The organism is Promicromonospora kroppenstedtii DSM 19349 (assembly GCF_000515355.1).
GTDB classification, from domain to species: Bacteria; Actinomycetota; Actinomycetes; order Actinomycetales; family Cellulomonadaceae; genus Promicromonospora; species Promicromonospora kroppenstedtii.
The window spans coordinates 1-677 of sequence record NZ_KI911578.1 but is presented as its reverse complement, the minus strand read 5'-3'; the positions used below and the strand labels follow the sequence as shown (position 1 = coordinate 677).

The window sequence follows — 677 nt, the reverse complement described above, 5'->3', positions numbered from 1 at the left end:
AGTGCGGAACAGCAGGCATGGGTTATGCCCTTTCATCTAGGGGGGATGCGAGAGTCACGGGAGGACCCTTGCGCGACAGGTCAGTTGAAGAGCCCGTCCAGCGCTTCGACGAAGGAGTCCTTCGCGCTGGGGGGTGCCGCCCGTGGTCCGGCCCTGTGTCGGGGTCGGCTTGGGGGCGGGGGACTTGCGACCCGCGAGTCGTTCGGCCAGTGCTCGGAGGGTCTTCTCGTCGCCCTGGACACCGTCCAGGACAGTGACGTCCTCCTTGGAGAGCTCCAGGTCGACGGCGATCTTGTAGCGGATGAGCGCGGCCTCGGCCGTCTCGGCGCGCGTGACGGCGTCCGTCAGGGCCTGTGACCCTGCCGCCAGGTCGCGGCTGCCTTCTCGGCGTCGGACATCGAAGATCGCTTCAGCTCGGCGAGCTCGGTCGCGGCCTTGGCGTTCGCCTTGGCCTTGTCCTCGTGCTTCCGGGCGTGGCCCTTCCACTCTTCGAGCTGGGCGGCCAGGTCCTCGGCGGTCGGGGCGGGGGCGGTGCCCTCGGCCGAAGCCTCGGTGCCAGTGTTCGCGGTGTCGCTCATGGTGTTTCGTCCTCCCGTGCGGGTGATCGGATCGCCCCGTGCGGGGCTGGGGTTACTGCGTCCCAGCCCACGGGACCATCGTCTTCGAGGATCTCGGTG

General features: G+C 69.0%; 1 protein-coding gene. It reads right to left on the bottom strand.

Annotated features, from left to right (window positions below):
• Positions 1-344: 344 nt before the first annotated feature.
• Complete coding sequence (locus PROKR_RS02175; RefSeq protein ID WP_036959280.1) at positions 345-578, bottom strand: hypothetical protein; 234 nt, start codon at positions 576-578, stop codon at positions 345-347.
• Between the last annotated feature and the right edge of the window lie 99 nt (positions 579-677).

What these genes read in the sequence shown, in the direction of transcription:
- PROKR_RS02175 (WP_036959280.1), bottom strand. Translation starts at nt 578, where the DNA reads ATGAGCGACACCGCGAACACTGGCACCGAGGCTTCGGCCGAGGGCACC.